12 protein-coding genes are annotated in these 15,843 nt (G+C 62.3%); 5 read left to right on the top strand and 7 right to left on the bottom strand.

Annotated features, from left to right (window positions below):
- Positions 1–124: 124 nt before the first annotated feature.
- From D8767_RS08630 to D8767_RS08615, 4 genes are all read right to left on the bottom strand, one after another.
- Positions 125–1,063: an AEC family transporter gene (locus D8767_RS08630; protein ID WP_016711893.1), complete on the bottom strand. Its 939-nt coding sequence runs from the start codon at positions 1,061–1,063 to the stop codon at positions 125–127.
- A gap of 1 nt (position 1,064) precedes the next feature.
- On the bottom strand, positions 1,065–1,940 hold the full coding sequence (locus D8767_RS08625) for a carboxylate/amino acid/amine transporter (protein WP_016711894.1): 876 nt from the start codon (positions 1,938–1,940) through the stop codon (positions 1,065–1,067).
- A 184-nt stretch (positions 1,941–2,124) separates the two neighbouring features.
- Positions 2,125–2,724 (bottom strand): FMN-dependent NADH-azoreductase, encoded by a 600-nt coding sequence (locus tag D8767_RS08620; RefSeq protein WP_016711895.1) that lies wholly within the window; start codon positions 2,722–2,724, stop codon positions 2,125–2,127.
- Between the two features lie 109 nt (positions 2,725–2,833).
- Positions 2,834–3,148 carry a hypothetical protein gene (locus D8767_RS08615; RefSeq protein WP_025753884.1) on the bottom strand — a complete coding sequence of 105 codons (315 nt, stop codon included), beginning with the start codon at positions 3,146–3,148 and terminating at the stop codon, positions 2,834–2,836.
- A gap of 48 nt (positions 3,149–3,196) precedes the next feature.
- Between D8767_RS08615 and D8767_RS08610 the strand changes: the two genes are divergently transcribed.
- The 4 genes from D8767_RS08610 (at position 3,197) to D8767_RS08595 (ending at position 7,393) form a co-directional block, all read left to right on the top strand.
- A complete protein-coding gene (locus tag D8767_RS08610; protein WP_016711896.1) occupies positions 3,197–4,120 on the top strand; it encodes a LysR family transcriptional regulator in 924 nt (307 codons plus the stop codon).
- 13 nt (positions 4,121–4,133) lie between these two features.
- On the top strand, positions 4,134–4,946 hold the full coding sequence (locus D8767_RS08605; RefSeq protein WP_016711897.1) for an alpha/beta fold hydrolase: 813 nt from the start codon (positions 4,134–4,136) through the stop codon (positions 4,944–4,946).
- Positions 4,940–5,497 (top strand): peptidylprolyl isomerase A, encoded by a 558-nt coding sequence (locus D8767_RS08600; RefSeq protein ID WP_012273622.1) that lies wholly within the window; start codon positions 4,940–4,942, stop codon positions 5,495–5,497. The genes D8767_RS08605 and D8767_RS08600 overlap by 7 nt, the downstream gene beginning before the upstream one ends.
- 63 nt (positions 5,498–5,560) lie before the next feature.
- Entirely contained in the window at positions 5,561–7,393 is a 1,833-nt protein-coding gene (locus D8767_RS08595; protein ID WP_016711898.1) for an ABC transporter ATP-binding protein, read from the top strand.
- A gap of 63 nt (positions 7,394–7,456) precedes the next feature.
- Here D8767_RS08595 and D8767_RS08590 read toward each other — a convergent pair whose 3' ends face one another.
- Entirely contained in the window at positions 7,457–8,584 is a 1,128-nt protein-coding gene (locus D8767_RS08590) for a GNAT family N-acetyltransferase (RefSeq protein WP_026020483.1), read from the bottom strand.
- Positions 8,585–8,846: 262 nt separating this feature from the next.
- Here D8767_RS08590 and D8767_RS08585 point away from each other — a divergent pair, with 262 nt between their 5' ends.
- Positions 8,847–10,091, top strand: a complete 1,245-nt coding sequence (locus tag D8767_RS08585; RefSeq protein ID WP_016711900.1) for a putative porin — start codon at positions 8,847–8,849, stop codon at positions 10,089–10,091.
- Between the two features lie 137 nt (positions 10,092–10,228).
- Here D8767_RS08585 and D8767_RS08580 read toward each other — a convergent pair whose 3' ends face one another.
- On the bottom strand, positions 10,229–11,350 hold the full coding sequence (locus D8767_RS08580; protein WP_016711901.1) for a beta-ketoacyl-ACP synthase III: 1,122 nt from the start codon (positions 11,348–11,350) through the stop codon (positions 10,229–10,231).
- A 174-nt stretch (positions 11,351–11,524) separates the two neighbouring features.
- Entirely contained in the window at positions 11,525–15,430 is a 3,906-nt protein-coding gene (gene hrpA / locus D8767_RS08575) for an ATP-dependent RNA helicase HrpA (RefSeq protein ID WP_016711902.1), read from the bottom strand.
- Positions 15,431–15,843 lie beyond the last annotated feature (413 nt).

Below are 15,843 nucleotides of genomic sequence, written 5' to 3'. Positions count from 1 at the left end.
AGTAACGAACGCGTCATAGCTGGTTGCGCCATGGCATGCTCGATAACGTCAGGGCCGATGAGCGGCCCCGCACCGACAGGAAAACGCATTGTTTGTAGGCGCGAGTTTACTCGCAAAGAGGCCTTCAGCTACCCGCATACCCCAGCAGATACAACAGCCCGGTCAAGGTCACCAGCGAAGCCACGGTCGATAACAGGATCGTCCGCGATATCAGCCCCGCCTCGCGGTTGTAATACTCCGCCAGCATGAACGGCCCGGTCCCTGTCGGCAGTGCCGCCAACAGCACCGCCGAAGCCGCCCACATGCTCGGCAGGCTGAACACCTTGTACGCCAGCACCCAGGTCAGCGCCGGCTGCCCTACCAGCTTCAACCCCACCAACGGCCACGGACTGGCCTGTGCGCCGGTACGCTTTTCCGCCAGGAACGCGCCCAGCGATATCAAGGCGCACGGCGTGGTAGCCAACGCCAGCATGTCGAGAAAGTGCATCACCGGCTCGGCCAGCCCCAACCCGGTCATGGCCCAGCCAGCACCCGCCAGCGGCGAAATCACCAGCGGGTTCTTCGCCAGCGCCTTGCCCACCACCACGATGGCGCGGCCAATATGCCGCTCTTCCTGCAAACCGATCTCGATCAGTGTCAGCGAAATGGCGAACACCAGGCACACAACGATCAACGACGAGATCAGGGCCGGCTGCAAGCCTGCCTGACCGAACAGCAACAGACACAAGGGGATGCCGATATAGCCGGTATTGGCATAGCCCGCACTGAGTCCGTCGATGCTCGATGCCACCAGGCCATGGCCGCTGTACAGCCGCCACGCCAGCGTGACCACGAACATGGCCAAGGCACCCGCACCAAAGGCCACGATGAACCCAGGATGCCAGATCTCACTCCAGGTGGCGGTGGCGGTGACCTTGAACAGCAACGCCGGCAGGCACAGCCAGACCACCATCTTATTGATTTCGGCGGCGGCCTTGTCGCCGAGTTTGTTGGTCTTGCGGCACAAGTAGCCAACCAGGATCAAAGCGAAGATCGGCGCAACAATGACGAAAATGGTGTGCATGTCAGGCTTTGCCGACCAGCGGAGACTGCGCGCGCGCCCCCAGACGGCTCAACCACACCGACGCCAGGATGATTCCGCCGCCGATGAACAGCCGCCCCAGCGGCTCGTGCTGGTTCCAGATCAACAGGTTCAGCAGCAGCCCTACCGGTACATGCAGGTTGTTCATCACCGCCAACGTACCGCCAGACACCAGGCACGCGCCCTTGTTCCACCAGTACAGGCCCAGCGCCGTCGGGCACAGGCCCAGGAACAGGAGCACCAGCCATTGCACATCGGTGCTCGGCAGGTGCTGGGCGTTGCCGAACAGCAGGAAGGCCGGCAACACCACCAGCAAGGCGCCCAGGTAGAAGTAGCCAAAGCGCGCATAATGTGGCAGGTCGCTGGGGTGGCGCGCGACCAGGTGGCGGTACAGCACCTGGCCAGCGGCATAGGTGAAGTTGGCCAGTTGCAGCAGCAGGAAGCCGATGAAGAACTCGCCGCTGATGCTGTCGAAGCGGATCACCGCCGCACCGCCCACGGCAACCAGCGCGGCCAGCAGCGCCCACGGGTTGAAACGCCGGTTCATGGCGTCTTCGATCAGCGTCACATGCAGTGGCGTGAGGATGGTGAACAGCAGCACTTCCGGCACGGTCAGCACGCGGAAGCTTAGGTACAGGCAGACGTAGGTGATGCCGTACTGCAGCGCGCCGATCAACAGCATCGAGCGCATGAAGCGCGGCTCGACCTGGCGCCAGCGGGTCAATGGCAGGAACACCAGGCCTGCCAGCACCACCCGTGCGAGCACAGCAAAATAGCTGTCGACGTGCCCGGCCAGGTACTCGCCGATCAGGCTGAAGGAAAACGCCTGGATCAGCGCGACGATTATCAGGTAGCCCATGGTTGTCTCTCGTGAATCAAGGCCGCGACCTTAGCGGGTTGCGGCAAATGAGTTCAACCATGAGGAATGTAAGGGCTGAACCGGCCCCCACAGAAGCCCAGGCATAAAAAAGCCCGGCCATTGGCCGGGCAGGTACACCCAAAGGAGCAACAAACAGGTGTCAGGGTTGGGAATTCGTTGAACCTCAGGCCACGGCCGCCAGTTTGGCCTTGGCCTGGTTGACGCCCTTCTCATGGAACTCGCCGCTCATGTTCAGGCCTTCGGCATGGATGAAATCGACATCGTGAATACCGATGAAGGCCATCACCTGACGCAGGTACGGTTCCTGGTGGTCGCTGCTGGCACCGGCGTGAATGCCGCCACGGGCAGTCAGTACGATGACGCGCTTGCCGGTCAGCAGGCCCTGCGGGCCGGTCGGGGTGTACTTGAAGGTGATGCCGGCGCGCAGTACATGATCCAGCCAGGCCTTGAGGGTGCTGGGGATGGTGAAGTTGTACATCGGCGCGGCCATTACCAGCACATCAGCCGCCAGCACTTCATCGGTCAATTCGTTGGAACGGGCCAGGGCCTCCAGTTCGGCGGCACTGCGCTGCTCTTCGGGCTTCATCCAGCCACCCAGCAGGTTGGCATCCAGGTGCGGCACCGGGTTCACCGCCAGGTCGCGCACCGTGATCTGATCGGCCGGGTGAGCGGCCTGCCATTGCTGGATGAAATCACGGGTCAGCTGACGGGAAACGGAATCCTGCTGGCGGGCGCTGCTTTCGATGATCAGTACGCGGGACATGGGGTGCCTCCATCGGCAAAAAGGGTTGAGATTCGATGGAGGTGAGATTAAGGCTTGACCTATCGATAAAAAAGCGTAAAAAGTGGGTTCAATCAATCGATTAATCAGTTCATTCCGCGCTACAGCTCAAGGCGATACGCAGTTTGATGATCTGCCGGTTGAACTTGGCGGTGACATCGACGCTTTTACCGGCCGGTACATTCACCCGGCGAACTCTGGGTGCTTCAGGGCCATTGCGGAAGGTCACCTTGCAGGCCGCCGGTACCTGCCCATAGTTGTTGAGGGTAATGGCGCCAATGTCGTAGGCCGTGTCATAGGCGGTGTAGTCAAGCTTTACCCCGGTCAGTTCCTTCTCCACATCGATGGGATAGGCCATGGCCCCTAGGGGCAGGCACATCAGTATTGCCGCACAACATTTCTTCATGGGCCGCTCTCCTTGAAAGAGGGCAGCTTAGGACAACAGGAGCGAAAGATGAAAGCGCCGCGCGTAACCCTTGACCAGTGGCGAACCCTGCAAGCAGTGGTCGATCACGGCGGGTTTGCCCAGGCCGCCGAGGCACTGCATCGCTCGCAGTCCTCGGTCAGCTACACCGTGGCCCGCATGCAAGAGCAACTGGGCGTGCCACTGCTGCGTATCGACGGCCGCAAGGCGGTGCTTACCGACGCTGGCAACGTGCTACTACGCCGCTCGCGCCATCTGGTGAAGCAGGCCAGCCAGCTCGAGGACCTCGCCCACCACATGGAACAAGGCTGGGAAGCCGAAGTACGCCTGGTGGTCGATGCCGCCTACCCCAGCGCCCGCCTGGTACGTGCCCTGGCAGCGTTCATGCCGCAAAGCCGTGGCTGCCGGGTGCGCCTGCGTGAAGAAGTGCTGTCTGGCGTGGAAGAAGTCATGCATGAAGGCATCGCCGACCTGGCCATCAGCAGCTACAGCATCGGTGGCTACCTGGGCGCCGAACTGAGTGCAGTGGAGTTCGTCGCCGTCGCCCACCCTGAGCACAGCCTGCACCGCCTGGGCCGCGAGCTGACCTTCCAGGACCTGGAAAGCCAGTTGCAGGTGGTAATCCGCGACTCCGGCCGCGCTCAGCCGCGCGATGTCGGCTGGCTGGGTGCAGAGCAGCGCTGGACCGTCGGCAGCCTGGGCACCGCCGCTACCTTCGTCAGCAGCGGCTTGGGCTTTGCCTGGCTGCCCCGGCACATGATCGAGCGTGAGCTGCGCGAAGGCGTGCTCAAGCCGTTGCCGCTGGATCAGGGTGGCAGCCGCCATCCACTGTTCTACCTTTATTCGAGCAAAGAGAAGACCCTGGGCCCGGCCACGCAGATTCTCATCGACCTGCTGCGCAACTTCGACACCGCGCCACTGGACGTGCCCTTCGCAGCCCCCCCACAAGCTTGAGAGGACCGCGCCCATGGCCTATTTCGAACACGAAGGATGCACACTGCATTACGAGGAATATGGCCAGGGCGAACCACTGGTACTGCTGCACGGTCTGGGCTCCAGTTGCCAGGACTGGGAGCTGCAGGTGCCGGCGCTCAGCCGCCACTACCGGGTGATCCTCATGGACATTCGCGGCCACGGCCGCTCCGACAAACCCCGCGACGGCTACCAGATCGCGACCTTCAGTGCCGACCTGCTCGCCCTGCTCGAACACCTGCACACCGGCCCCGTGCACTTCGTCGGCCTGTCCATGGGCGGCATGGTCGGCTTCCAGTTTGCCGTCGACCACCCGCAATGGCTGCGCAGCCTGTGCATTGTCAACAGCGCCCCCGAGGTCAAGCGCCGCACCCGCAGTGACTGGATATGGTGGCTAAAGCGCTGGGGCCTGGCGCGGCTGCTCAGTGTCGAAACCGTCGGCAAGGGCCTGGCTGAACGCCTGTTCCCCAAACCTCATCAAGCCGAACTGCGACAGAAGATGGCCCAACGCTGGGCGCGTAACGACAAGCGCGCCTACCTCAAGAGCTTCGACGCCATCGTCGACTGGGGCGTGCAGGAACGCATCGGGCAGGTCCACTGTCCTACCCTGATCATTGCCGCCGACCACGATTACACCCCGATACAACTGAAAGAGCGCTATGTCGCGCTGATGCCCAACGCCAGGCTGGTCGTCGTCGACGATTCCCGGCACGCTACGCCCCTCGATCAACCCGAGGTCTTCAACCAGACCCTGCTGCAGTTCCTCGCAGCCGCTTCCACCTCTCAAGGATCTTTGAGCCCATGCTGAAAAAACTCCTGCTCACCGCCTGCTCGGTCGCCTTCGCTACCAGCGTCATGGCCTCCGACAAGACCCCGCACGTTCTGCTGGACACCAGCTTCGGCCAGGTCGAAATCGAGCTGAACGCCGAGAAGGCGCCGGTCAGTACCAAGAATTTCCTGCAGTACGTTGACAGCGGCTTCTACAACAACACCATTTTCCACCGTGTGATCCCGGGGTTCATGGTCCAGGGCGGTGGTTTCACTGACCAGATGGTGCAAAAAAACACCAACGACCCAATCAAGAACGAAGCCAGCAACGGCCTGCTGAACACCCGCGGCACCCTGTCGATGGCGCGCACCTCGGACCCGAACTCGGCCACCAGCCAGTTCTTCATCAATGTGGCCGACAACGACTTCCTCAACCCGGGGCGTGACCGTGGCTATGCCGTGTTCGGCAAGGTGACCAAAGGCATGGAGGTGGTCGACCAGATCGTCAACTCGCCGACCACCATCAAGAAAGGCATGCGTGATGTACCGGCCGATCCGGTCTACATCAAGTCGGCCAAACGCATCGACTGACCGCAGGCTTCACAGGGACGTGAAACCGCCTGAGGGCAGGATGGAACAGGAGTGTCGTTACCCATGCTGTACCGCCGTTTCGAACAACTGATCGATATTTTCCGCGAAGCACCCAGTGAATCGCCGCCGACCACCGTGTGGCCGTTCTACCTGTATTACCTGCGCCAGGTATGGCCCAGTTTTCTTGCCCTGCTGGTGGTCGGCCTGTTCGCCTCGCTGATCGAGGTGGCCATGTTCAGCTACCTCAGCCGCATCATCGACCTTGCCCAGGGCACGCCCAATGCCAACTTCTTCAGCGAACACAGTGGCGAGCTGATCTGGATGCTGGTGGTGATCCTGCTGTTGCGGCCGGTGTTCTTCGGCCTGCATGACCTGCTGGTGCACCAGACCATCAACCCCGGCATGACCAGCCTGATCCGCTGGCAAAACCACACCTACGTGCTCAAGCAGAGCCTGAACTTCTTCCAGAGCGACTTTGCCGGGCGCATCGCCCAGCGCATCATGCAGACCGGCAACTCGCTGCGCGACTCCGCCGTGCAGGCGGTGGACGCGCTATGGCATGTGCTGATCTACGCCATTACCTCGCTGGTGCTGTTCGCCGAGGCCGACTGGCGCCTGATGCTGCCGCTGCTGGTATGGATCGTCGGCTACATCGCCGCGCTCTTCTACTTCGTGCCAAGGGTGAAGGAGCGTTCAGTGATCTCTTCCGACGCCCGTTCCAAGCTCATGGGGCGTATCGTCGATGGCTACACCAACATCGCCACCCTGAAGCTGTTCGCCCACACCGACTACGAGCAGCAGTACGCGCGCGAAGCGATCAGCGAACAGACAGAAAAAACCCAACTGGCAGCGCGCGTGGTCACCAGCATGGACGTGGTCATCACCAGCCTCAACGGCCTGCTGGTGGTCACCACCACGGGCCTGGCGCTGTGGCTGTGGAGCCAGTCGCTGATTACCGTCGGCGCCATTGCCCTGGCCACCGGTCTGGTGATCCGCATCGTCAACATGTCGGGCTGGATCATGTGGGTGGTCAACGGCATTTTCGAGAACATCGGCATGGTCCAGGACGGCCTGCAGACCATTGCCCAGCCGGTCACCGTCACCGACCAGCCCAATGCGCCGGCGCTGAAGGTGAGCCGTGGCGCGGTGCGGTTCGATGACGTGGACTTCCACTACGGCAAGGCTGCCAACGTGATCGAAGGGCTCGACCTGAACATCCGCCCAGGCGAAAAAATCGGTTTGATCGGCCCGTCCGGCGCGGGCAAGTCGACCCTGGTCAACCTGCTGCTGCGGCTGTACGACGTGCAGGGCGGGCGTATCCTTATCGATGGCCAGGACATTGCCGAGGTGAGCCAGGCCAGCCTGCGCGCACAAATCGGCATGATCACCCAGGACACGTCGCTGCTGCACCGCTCGATCCGCGACAACCTGCTGTATGGCCGCCCCGGCGCCAGTGAGGCGGAGTTGCTCGACGCCGTGCGCCGCGCCCGCGCCGACGAGTTTATCCCGCAGCTGTCAGACGCACAGGGGCGCACCGGCTTCGATGCCCATGTGGGTGAACGTGGGGTGAAACTGTCGGGTGGCCAGCGCCAGCGCATCGCCATTGCTCGGGTTCTATTGAAGAATGCGCCGATCCTGATCATGGACGAAGCCACTTCGGCGCTGGACTCGGAGGTGGAAGCAGCCATTCAGGAAAGCCTGGAAACGCTGATGCAGGGCAAGACGGTGATCGCGATCGCCCACCGGTTGTCCACCATTGCGCGGATGGACCGGCTGGTGGTGCTGGACAAGGGACGGATTGTCGAGAGTGGCAGCCACAGTGAGCTGCTGGAACAGCAGGGGTTGTATGCCCGATTGTGGCATCACCAGACCGGGGGGTTTGTCGGGGTGGACTGAAACCTGTGCTGGTCTCTTCGCGGGTGAACCCGCGAAGAGACCAGCACAGGCAATACAAATGGATCAGTCCCGACGATAAGGCAACATCCCCCTCGCCTCCTCGGCATACCCCCTCACCCCTTCCCGCTCCTGCACCAGAAAATCCTCCACCGCCCGCCGCAACCCGGGGTGCAGCAGGTAATGCCACGACCGCGTCAACACCGGCTCGAACCCGCGTATCAGCTTGTGCTCCCCCTGCGCCCCGGCATCGAAACGCTGGTAGCCCTCGGCAATGGCAAAGTCCATCCCCTGATAGAAACACGTTTCGAAATGCAGCCGGTCGAACTCATCCAGGCAGCCCCAGTAACGGCCAAACAGGCTGTCGCCCCCCACCAGGCTCAGCGCCATCGCCACATCGCGCCCCCCCTGACGCGCCATTACCACCCGCACAGCCTCGGGCATGCGTTCGGCCAGCAGGCTGAAAAACGCGCGAGTCAGATAAGGCGCCCGGCGGCGTACGGCATAGGTGTTGGCGTAACAGAGGAAGACGAAATCCCACTGGGCTTCATCCAGTTCATCGCCTCGGTACCAGCGAAAATCAATGCCCTGCCCCGCCACCTGCTCACGCTCCTTGCGCATCTGCTTGCGCTTGCGCGAACTCAGGCTGTCGAGAAAGTCCTGGAAATCTCGATACCCCCGATTTTGCCAATGGAACTGGCAACCCAAGCGCTCCATCCAGCCCGGCTGGGCTGCCAGTTGTTCGTCCAGCGCCGAGTCGGTGAAATTGATGTGCGCTCCGGATAGCCCACCCTTGGCCAAATACTCAGGCAGGGCCTGCAACATCATCAAACCGTCAGCCGGATCGGCCGCAAAAAGGCGTGGGCCGCTCACAGGGCTGAACGGCACGGCTCCCAACAGCTTGGGATAGTAGGCAATGCCGGCCCGCTCACAGGCATCGGCCCAGCCATGGTCGAACACATACTCGCCATAGGAGTGCCACTTGCGGTACGCCGGCATCAGCGCCCGCACCTGCCCCTCACGCTCCAGGACCAAGTGCTCGGCAGCCCAGCCAGTGTTTCGCTGGACGCTGCCACTGTCTTCCATTGCACTGAGAAAGGCATGGCGCAGGAACGGCTGACCCGCTGGCACCAGGGCATCCCAGGTGGCCGCCGGAAGATCATGCAAGTTGGCAAGGCTGTACAGGCTGGTCACGGTTTCGGCTCGCTGTGAGAAGGCCTTCAGTATCCCCAAGGAAGGCCCGGCACTCAAATGACGAACGCCGGGCTGATCCTTTTATTCTCAATTACTTAACCTCAGTGCCACTAATTAGACATTAATCTGTCATTGGCCCCCGCAATACTTGCGCCTGTTTTCCGGAACCTCAGAACCTGTCTAGTCAGGCCCTTTCCGAAGACATGCCAACGCAGGGGCAGGCGCTTGAGCCTCCCCCATTTTTTTCAGTAGGGAGAACCTTATGCGTCTTGTTTCTACACTTACCGGAGTGAGCCTCACCGGCATGATGCTGGCTCTGAGCGCCCCGGCCAGTGCTGCTGTCGACGCCAAGCTGCTCGAAATGCTCCGCGCCAACGGCTCGATCAATCAGGCGCAGTACAACGAACTGCAGGGCGACCTGGCAAAAGAAACCAAGGAAAGGGCCGACCAGAAAGCTCAGTCTGAACGGATGAGCAACTTCGAACAGAAAGTGGCATGGGCCGCCAAGACCCAGATCAAGGGTGATGTGCGCCTGCGTTACGAAGACGTCAACGTCGACAACCCGATCTCCCGCAGCGGCAACCAGGACCGTGAGCGTGTACGTGCCCGTGTCGGCTTCTACAGCGAGATCAACCCGCAGGTTGACGCCGGCGTGCGTGTGGCCACCGGCAGCAGCGCCGATGCCCGTTCGACCAACCAGAGCCTGGACAACTACTTCGAGAAGAAATCGCTGTGGGTCGACCTGGCCTACCTCGACTGGCACCCGACTGCCGTGCCCAACCTGCACCTGATTGGCGGCAAGATGATGCAGCCATGGGTGAGCATGGGCGACATCATCTGGGACAGCGACATCAACCCGGAAGGCGTGGCAGCTACCTACAAGACCAACCTCGGCCCGGCCGAAGTGTTCGGCAGCATCGGCCACTACAACCTGAAGGACAACGTCGACGGCGACGGCGTGCAGTTCAAGCACGACGCGCAGCTGTACGCGGCCCAGCTGGGTACCAAGTTCAACGCGGCTGACACCGTCAAGGTTACCGTTGGCGGCAGCGTATACGGCTACGACAACGACAAGGCCTCGGCTGCTCTGCGCTCGCTGGGCAACACCACCGACGAGTTCAACCTGGTTGAAGGCTTCGGTCAGGTCGATTTCACCGGTTTCGCCATTCCACTGTCGGCTTACGGCCAGTTCGTCAAGAACACCGAAAGCACCGATGGCAAGGACAAGGCCTGGCTGGCTGGTTTGAAGAGCAAGATCGGTGCCTGGAGCCTGGACTACAACTACCGCGACGTGCAGCGTAACGGTGTAGTGAGCCTGTTCACCGACTCCGACTTCGGTAACGGCTTTACCGGTTCCCGTGGCCACAAGTTCAAAGTGGGCTACGAAATCGACAAGAACTTCGCCCTGGGCGCGGCCTACATGATGGCCAAGACCGACTACTCCAACCTGCCGAACAGCGATGCGGATGTAGACACGCTGCAGGTGGACCTGGAAGCCAAGTTCTAAGCGACACCCTCTTCTGCTTCACCTGAAGCGGGAAATGCCGACCCCATCCGGCGTTTCCCGCTTTTTTTGCCTGTGAGAAATGCACCGGCCTCTTCGCGGGCGAGCCCGCGAAGAGGCCGGTACAGGCTGACTAAGGATCAGCGCTTGCGCAGAATCACGCTACCAATCGAATACCCCGCACCAAACGAGCTCAATACGCCCAACGAACCCTTGGCCAGGTCATCCTGATACAGGTGGAAGGCAATCACCGACCCCGCCGAACTGGTATTGGCATAGCGGTCCAGAATCACCGGTGCATCTTCCTCGGCCACCTCACGCCCCAGCAACTTCTTGACGATCAGGTGGTTCATGCTGAGGTTGGCCTGGTGCAGCCAGAAACGCTTCACATCGCTCGGTTGCAGGCCATTTCCCTGCAGGTGCTCACCGATCAGCTCGGCCACCTTCGGGCACACCTCACGGAACACCTTGCGGCCTTCCTGGATGAACAGCTTGTCTGCGGCGCCCTCGCCCTCTTCCGCTGCCCGGTTGAGGAAGCCGAAGTTGTTGCGGATGTTGTTGGAGAACTCGGTCCACAGCTTGGTGCTGACGATGTCGAACTGGTGCGCCGAGGTGGCCTTGTCGGCACGCTCGAGCAACACCGCAGTGGCGGCATCACCGAAAATGAAATGGCTGTCGCGGTCACGGAAGTTCAGGTGCCCGGTGCACACCTCGGGGTTGACCATCAGCACCGCGCGCGCCTGGCCCAGGGCCACGCTGTTGGCAGCGGTCTGGATGCCGAAGGTGGCCGACGAGCAGGCCACGTTCATGTCGAAGGCAAAGCCCTGGATGCCCAGCGCCTGTTGCACTTCGATGGCGATGGCCGGGTACGGGCGCTGCAGGTTGGAGCAGGCGACGATCACGCCATCGACATCGGCAGCCGTGCGGCCGGCGCGCTCCAGGGCCTGGCGGGCAGCGGCCACGGCCATTTCGCAGAGCACCGAGGGCTCGTCATTGGAACGCTCGGGCAGGCGTGGTTTCATGCGCTGCGGGTCGAGGATGCCGGCCTTGTCCATCACGAAGCGGCTCTTGATGCCCGAGGCCTTTTCGATAAAGGCCGCATCGGACAGCGGCGCTGCTTCAACTTCGCCGCGCTCGATGGCAGCGGCGTTGTCCTGGTTGAACTGCTGCGACCAGGCGTTGAAGGAAGCCACCAGTTCTTCGTTGGAAATGCTCTGGGCCGGGGTGTACAGGCCGGTGCCGCTGATCACGACGTTATGCACGGTCGTTCCTCTGGTCAAAGGCCATCGCCACGGGGCGCTGGCTGGGAATAGGAGAATTTAGTGGCACTTTAGTACCAAATCAGGGGCGTACGTTACCCCTGTGGGAGCGGGCTCACCCGCGAAGGGCCGCAACGCGGCCCCAAACTCCCTGAAGTTTGCCACAAATTGGGCAGGTTAGCCTTCCACCTGGCTCCACTGTTTGCTCAATCTTTTGTCGGAAATCGGCACCTTGGTGCCCAACTGCTGGGCAAACAGCGACACCCGGTATTCCTCCAGCCACCAGCGGTACAACGTCAGTTGCTCATCGCGCTTGCCTTCCTGGGCATGCTTGTCGGCACGGGCCTTGTACTGTGCCCACAAGTTGGCCAGCTCACCGCTCCATACCCGGTCCTTCTGCACCTGCGAACCCAGCTTCTCCAGGCGCAATTCCACCGCCTTGAGGTAACGCGGCAGCTCCTTGAACCAAACCCCGGGCGTTTCACGCACAAAGCCCGGGTACACAAGGTTGCCCAGCTGTTGCTTGATGTCGTTCAGCGCCACCGCCTGGCTCAGGTCGATCTTGCCCTTGAAGCGCTTCTGCAGCCCATGCCACAGTTTCAGCACCTCCAGCGTCTGGCGCGCCAACCGCTCGGCATGCTCGGCCCAGCTGCCGCGCTTGCGCTCAGCCAGCCCGGCCAAGGCCGCACCATCACGCGGCAACGGCTGTTCGCCTTCAAGGATGCAGCTGTCCAGGCTGGCCAGCAGGATGTCCTCGACCAGTGCCTCGACCCTGCCCATTTCACGGTACAGCAGGCCAAGCTCGGTCAGGCCCGGCAGCTTGCCGCGCAGGTACTTGGCCGGCTCGGCCAGTTGCTGCAACAACAGGCGCTGCAGGGCACGGCGGTGCTGGAACTCGGCTTCGGCCTGGGTCGAGAAGCGCCCTTCGCGCACGCTACCGCCCTCTTCCACCAACGCCGGGTACACGGTCATCGACAGGCCGGCAATCTTCTGTTGGGCGGTCTGCTTCACTTCGCTGAAAGCCTTCGCCTGCACCGGCTGCTCGCTCTTTTCAGTGCGCGGCACCGCCAGGGCAGCCTGGCTGGCGGCAGCAAAGCGCGCGGTCAGCTCGGCCAGGTCGCGGCCTTCGCCAAGGAACTTGCCCTGGCCGTCGACCACTTCGATGTTCATGCGCAGGTGGCCTTCGACCAGCTGGACCGACTCGTCCCAGGCTTCGTCGGACACCCGCGCACCGGTCATGCGCAGCAGCTCCTGGCCCAAGGCCTGCGGCAGTGCGCCCTGACCGAAGGTCATACGCGCCAGCGAAGCCTTGACGAAGTCCGGCACCGGCACGAAGTTCTTGCGCAAGGCCTTGGGCAGGTTGCGTATCAGCGCCACGCACTTGGCCTCCAGCAAGCCTGGCACCAGCCATTCCAGGCGCTCGCCGGGCAGGCTTGGCAGCAACGGTGCCGGCACCCGCACGGTCACGCCGTCACGCGGGTGGCCGGGTTCGAAGTGATAGCTCAGCGGCAGGCGCAGCTCGCCGACCTGCATGCTGTCAGGGTACTGCGCGGCAGTGACTTCGCTAGCCTCACGGGCCAGCACGTCTTCCTCACGCATGATCAGCAGGTTGGCATCCTTCTGGCTGCCCATGCGGTACCAGCTGTCGAAGGTCGCGGTCTGGTGGATTTCCGCCGGCAGGCGCGCTTCGTAGAAGGCGTACAGCGTTTCTTCGTCAGCCAGAATGTCGCGCCGGCGGGCCTTGGCCTCCAGCTCGTCGAGTTCTTCGAGCAGGCGTTTGTTGGCCGCCAGGCACTTGGCCCGCGACTGTATTTCGCCACCCACCAGGCCCTCGCGTATGAACAGCTCACGCGAAGTGACCGGGTCGATCGGGCCAAAGTGCACAGGGCGGCGGCCGACCAGAATAAGGCCGTACAGGGTGATCTGCTCATAGGCCACCACTTGACCGCGCTTCTTCTCCCAGTGCGGTTCGAAGTGGTTTTTCTTGACCAGGTGGCCAGCCAGCGGCTCGATCCAGTCCGGCTCGATCTTGGCGACCATGCGCGCATACAGCTTGGTGGTCTCGACCAGTTCGGCGGCCATGACCCACTGCGGTCGCTTGCGCCCCAGGCCCGAAGACGGGTGCACCCAGAAGCGCCGTTGACGCGCCCCCTGGTAGTCGCCCTCTTCGGTCTTCTGGCCGATCTGGCTGAGCAGGCCACTGAGGATGGCCTTGTGCATCTTCTGGTAGTCGGACGGTTCTTTGTTCACCGTCAACTGCAGGTCACGGCAGATCAGCGCCAGCTGGCGGTGGGCATCGCGCCACTCGCGCAGGCGCAAGTAGTTCAGGAAATGCTTGCGGCACCAGTTGCGCAGCGGGTTGGCCGTCAGCGCCTGGCGCTGCTCTTCAAAACCGCGCCACAGGTTGACCAGCGCGGCGAAGTCGGAGTCCACGTCCTTCCATTGCGCATGGGCCTGATCAGCCGCCTGCTGACGCTCTGGCGGGCGCTCGCGTGGGTCCTGCACCGACAGTGCGCTGGTAACGATCAGCACTTCCTGCAGGCTGCCCAATCGGGCGCCTTCGAGTAGCATGCGGCCCAGTCGTGGGTCGATGGGCAGGCGGGCCAGTTGGCGGCCAATCGGCGTCAACTGGTTTTCGCGGTTGACCGCCGACAGTTCCTGCAGCAGGTTGAAACCATCGCTGATGGCCTTGCCATCCGGCGGCTCGATGAACGGGAACGCATCGATCGCGCCCAGGCGCAGGTGCAACATCTGCAGGATCACCGCCGCCAGGTTGGTGCGCAGAATCTCCGGGTCGGTAAACGCCGGCCGGCTGTTGAAGTCCTCTTCGCTGTACAGACGTACGCAAATGCCCGGCTCGACCCGGCCGCAACGGCCTTTACGCTGGTTGGCGCTGGCTTGGGACACCGCTTCGATGGGCAGGCGCTGCACTTTGGCGCGGTAGCTGTAGCGGCTGATGCGTGCGGTGCCGGTGTCGATCACGTAGCGGATGCCCGGCACGGTGAGCGAGGTTTCGGCCACGTTGGTGGCCAGCACCACGCGGCGCCCGGTGTGCGGCTGGAAGATGCGCTGTTGCTCGGCCGGCGACAGGCGTGCATACAGCGGCAGGATCTCGGTGTGACGCAACTGCGCCTTGCGCAGGATTTCAGCGGCATCGCGGATTTCCCGCTCGCCGGGCAGGAAGATCAGCACATCGCCCGGGCCTTTGCCTTCGCTGCGTTCGTGGTGCGCCAGCTCATCCAGAGTGGCGAGGATGGCCTGGTCGACGGTGAGGTCGTCCTCGATCTGGTTGCCTTCTTCATCCTGCTCGCTGGTGAGCGGGCGGTACCAGGTTTCCACCGGGAATGTGCGCCCGGACACCTCGATGATCGGCGCGCCATCGAAGTGTTTGGAAAAGCGTTCCAGGTCGATGGTGGCCGACGTGATGATCAGTTTCAGGTCCGGCCGGCGATGCAGCAGTGTCTTCAGGTAGCCAAGCAGGAAGTCGATGTTCAGGCTGCGTTCGTGGGCTTCGTCGACGATGATCGTGTCGTAGCGCTCAAGAAAGCGGTCGTGCTGGGTTTCGGCCAGCAGGATGCCATCGGTCATCAGTTTGACCAGGGTATTGGCATCGCTTTGGTCTTCGAAACGTACCTGGTAGCCGACCAGCCCGCCCAGCGGCGTGCCCAGTTCTTCGGCAACCCGCGCCGCCACGCTGCGCGCGGCGATCCGGCGTGGCTGGGTGTGGGCGATCAGGCCATGGCTGCCACGGCCCAGTTCCAGGCAAATCTTCGGCAGCTGGGTGGTCTTGCCCGAACCGGTTTCACCGGCGATCACCAGCACCTGGTTTTCGGCCAGGGCCTTTTTGATTTCGTCACGCTTGGCGGCGATCGGCAGGTTGTCGTCGTAGCGCACGGTCGGCACGCTTTGCTGACGTGCAGTGACCTGGGCGCAGGAGGCCTGGACCTTTTCCACCCACTGCGAAAGCTTCGCCTCGTCGGGGCGCTTGCGCAGTTCGTGCAGTTGCCGGCGCAGACGATGGCGGTCTGCAATCATGGCGTGGTCGAGGTTTTGCAGCAGTTTGTCGATGGCGTGGTCAGTCATGGGGCTTTTTAATGATGCAGGTGGCCCTGCTTTTTCATGATCGGCATTCGAAGGATGCGCGATTGTCGCAGATTTGGGCCTACTTTGCTGTCATGGTAGGAGAGCAGCCTTGTGCCGCAGCCCTTCGCGGCACAAGGCCGCTCCTACAGGGATCGTATAGCGGCTGAAAGTTTAGCAAGGGTATATGTAAAGGTTGCCATTCACTGCTTTAATCAACCTTACGCCGCATGTGAGTATCAAAAGCATGACTCCCGTCCAGCCCATCGCCCCACCGTCGTCCCGCCCTTCGTTACCGAAGGCACGGAGCCGTGCCGGGGAAAATCCGCTGGTGCACATCATCCTCGCCTTCTGGGCCTTGTGGCACTGCCGCCACGCACGCCCACCGGACTGCTCGCTCACGCCTTTGTGACCAA

This window comes from Pseudomonas sp. LTGT-11-2Z, assembly GCF_003691445.1.
In the GTDB taxonomy this organism is placed as follows: Bacteria; Pseudomonadota; Gammaproteobacteria; order Pseudomonadales; family Pseudomonadaceae; genus Aquipseudomonas; species Aquipseudomonas monteilii.
The sequence above is the reverse complement of the archived record's forward strand: the minus strand, read 5'-3'. Positions and strand labels throughout refer to the sequence as shown.